Source organism: Streptomyces sudanensis (genome assembly GCF_023614315.1).
Taxonomy (GTDB): Bacteria; Actinomycetota; Actinomycetes; order Streptomycetales; family Streptomycetaceae; genus Streptomyces; species Streptomyces sudanensis.
The window spans coordinates 2211592-2215048 of record NZ_CP095474.1 but is presented as its reverse complement, the minus strand read 5'-3'; the positions used below and the strand labels follow the sequence as shown (position 1 = coordinate 2215048).

General features: G+C 77.4%; 2 protein-coding genes and 1 pseudogene. All 3 read left to right on the top strand.

All coding sequences use genetic code 11. The features are described from left to right. The first annotated feature begins 161 nt into the window (after positions 1–161). Positions 162–1529, top strand: coding sequence for an FAD-binding oxidoreductase (locus tag MW084_RS10235; protein WP_010470132.1), 1368 nt, complete (start codon positions 162–164; stop codon positions 1527–1529). Between the two features lie 339 nt (positions 1530–1868). After that, entirely contained in the window at positions 1869–3290 is a 1422-nt protein-coding gene (locus tag MW084_RS10230) for an RDD family protein (RefSeq protein WP_010470131.1), read from the top strand. Between the two features lie 63 nt (positions 3291–3353). Continuing rightward, positions 3354–3457: pseudogene (locus MW084_RS10225) on the top strand (RDD family protein); the annotation flags it as partial.

The window sequence follows — 3457 nt, the reverse complement described above, 5'->3', positions numbered from 1 at the left end:
GACCCGCGACTCCGTCCGCCCGGGANNNCCGGGGCCGCCCGGGAAGGCCGCNCNCCCNNNNGCGCCGCCCGTCGTGCGCACGGGCACTCGCGCGGGCGCGGGTGCCCACGGCCGGCGCACGCCCGGTTCCCACCGGCCGTTCCGGGTGCCACGCTGGGACGGTGGACGACCTGCTGCGCCGACTGCGCGCCGGCCTCCCCGCCGAGGCCCTGATCACCGACCCGGACGTGACGCCCTCCTACGCCGGCGACATGGCGGGCTTCTGCCCCGCCGGGACCCCCGCCGTCGTCGTGCTGCCCCGCACGGTGGAGGAGGTGCGGCACGTGATGCGCACGGCCACCGCGCTGCGCGTCCCCGTCGTCCCGCAGGGCGCCCGCACCGGCCTGTCGGGGGCGGCCAACGCCGTCGACGGCTGCATCGTGCTGTCCCTGGTCAAAATGGACCGCATCCTCGGCATCAGCCCGGTTGACCGGACCGCCGTCGTCGAACCGGGCGTCGTCAACGCCGCGCTGTCCCGCGCCGCCGCCGAGTACGGCCTGCACTACCCGCCCGACCCGTCGAGCTGGGAGACGTGCACCATCGGCGGCAACATCGGGACCGCCTCCGGCGGCCTGTGCTGCGTCAAGTACGGGGTCACCGCCGAGTACGTCCTCGGCCTGGACGTCGTCCTCGCCGACGGGCGGCTGCTGTCCACCGGCCGCCGCACCGCCAAGGGCGTCGCCGGATACGACCTGACCCGGTTGTTCGTCGGCTCCGAGGGCACCCTCGGCGTCGTCGTGCGCGCCGTGCTCGCCCTCAGGCCCAAGCCGCCCGCCCGGCTCGTCCTGGCCGCGGAGTTCGCGTCCACCGCCGACGCGTGCGCCGCCGTCTGCGCCGTCATGGAGCGGGGCCACACCCCGTCCCTGCTCGAACTGATGGACCGCACCACCGTCCGGGCGGTCAACCGGCTCGGCCGCATGGGCCTGCCCGACACCACCGCCGCGCTGCTGCTGGCCGCGTTCGACACCCCGGACCCCGCCGCCGACCTGGCCGCCGTGGGGAAGCTGTGCGAGGAGGCCGGCGCCACCGCGGTGGTCCCCGCCGACGACGCCGCCGAGTCCGAACTGCTCCTCCAGGCGCGCAGGATGTCCCTGCCCGCCCTGGAGGCGGTCTCCAGCGCCCTGCTGATCGACGACGTGTGCGTGCCCCGCTCCCGGCTCGCCGAGATGCTCGACGGCACGGCCGCCATCGCCGACGCGCACGGCCTGACCATCGGCGTCTGCGCCCACGCGGGTGACGGCAACACCCACCCCGTCGTGTGCTTCGACCACACCGATCCGAACGAGTCCCGGCGCGCCCGCGCGTCGTTCGACGCCATCATGGCCCTCGGCCTGGAACTGGGCGGCACCATCACCGGCGAACACGGCGTCGGGGTCCTCAAGAAGGAGTGGCTCGCCCGCGAACTCGGCCCCGTGGGACTCGAACTGCAACGCGGCATCAAACAGCTCTTCGACCCGCTGGGCCTCCTCAACCCCGGCAAGCTTTTCTGACGCATCGTCACGCCCCTTGCCTGCGGCCCCCGGTGCGGCCGCGCGTACGGCCCGCGGCGCCGACGTGCGCGGCCGCNCCGGNNNCCGCNGNCNNNNGGCGNNNCNGCGGCCCNCGCGGTCTCCTCCCGCCGGTCCGCGCCCCCTCCCGCCGGTCCGCTCGCGAGGAGGGGGCCGGCCTCCCCCTCTCGTCGGGGCCGCCCGATGGGCATGGATCACCGAGGGTGACGAAAGGGTGACCGAATGGGGGGCCTCTGTGCCGGAGCGGCCCGGGGGCGTCCGGCCGTCTGGTAGATGTGGTGCCCTGAAGTGAGGCCCTCGAGGAGATACGGGACCACGGTGATGAGCGCCCCAACCCCGGCCACCGGCGACGGCAGCCCCGAAGCCGGCTACTACCCGGACCCCTCCATCCCCGGCTACATCCGGTACTGGAGCGGTGCCGCCTGGGTGCCCGGTACGAGTCGCCCGGCGCCCGCGGAGGGCGAGGCGGCGCCGGTGCCGCCGGTCCCCGCCGCGCCCTCCAGGGTCCCGGCCGTCGAGGAGACCGGGCCGGTCTTCCTGGACGAGGACCCCGACATGGCGTCCGAGTCCGGTCCCGGCACCCCCGCGCACGGGGCGGGAACCGGACCGGCGTCCGCGTGGCGGTCCGACGCCGCCCCCGGGCAGGGCCCCGGCGACGGCCGGGGCGTCCCGTGGGGTGCGGCCGGCCGGCCGGACCCCCGGGTGCCGGCCACCGCCGACCCGCCCGGCGGCGTGCCGCCGGGCGCGGGGAGGGCGGAATCCGGGCCGGGGAGCGGTCCCGGGGACGCGATGGCCGTGCGGGCGTCCGGGCCGGGGGCGCCCCGCACGCCGGACGCCCCGGTCCCGTACGGCCCGCACTCCCAGCCCCAGGGTCCGCAGTCGCAGGGCCACCAGCCCCACGGCCCGCAGTCGCAGCCGCAGGCGTACGTCCCGACCCCGGCCGTCCGGCCGCAGCCGGCCCCCGCGCACCGGGTCCCGCCGCAGGCCGCCGCCCCCGCGGCGCCCGCCGCCGCCGTCGACGGCGGCGACCTCTCCTGGGCGCAGCAGGTCCACCGGCTGGCCCGGCCCCAGCCCGGTACCGCACAGCCCCAGCCCGGTACCGCACAGCCCCAGCCCGGTACCGCACAGCCCCAGCCCGGTCACGTACAGCCCCAGCCCGGCCCCGCCCTGCCGGGGGACGACGCCGCCGGGCAGCCGGTCGTCCCGTGGAAGCCGCCGGTCAGCGACCCGTTCCTGCGCGCCGCCCAGGAGCGCGCCGCCGCGCGGCCGGCCGGGCTCGGCCGGAGGCTCGCCGCGCGCCTCGTCGACGGCCTGGTGCTCGGCGCGCTCGCCGGGGCGGCGGGCGCGCCGTTCGTGCTGAACGCCGTCGACCACATCCGCGGCAAGATCGAGCAGGCGGAACGGTCCGGCGAGACGGTCCGGGTGTGGCTGGTGGACGGCACCACCTCCGTCCAGTTCGGGATCGCGCTCGGCATCCTGTTGGTGCTCGGCGTGCTCTACGAGGTGCTGCCGACCGCCAGGTGGGGCCGTACGCTCGGCAAGAAGCTGTGCGGGACCGAGGTGCGGGGCATCGAGTCGCACGAGCCGCCGTCGTTCGGGGCGGCGCTGCGCCGCTGGCTGGTGTACGCGGTGCTCGGCCTGACCGGGATCGGCGTGCTCAACGTGGCGTGGTGCCTGTTCGACCGGCCGTGGCGGCAGTGCTGGCACGACAAGGCGGCCGGCACGTTCGTGGCGGGGCGCTGACGCCGTCCCCCGAACGGCACACGACCGGATGCGGGTACCGGCGGGGCGGGATGCACTGCCCCCATGAGCAACGAACCGCCGACGTCCGGTCCGCCCCCCGAAGGCGATCCGTTCCGCAAGCACCCGCAGGAGCCGCCGCCCCCGCCGGACGGGGGCGGTGCGCCCCC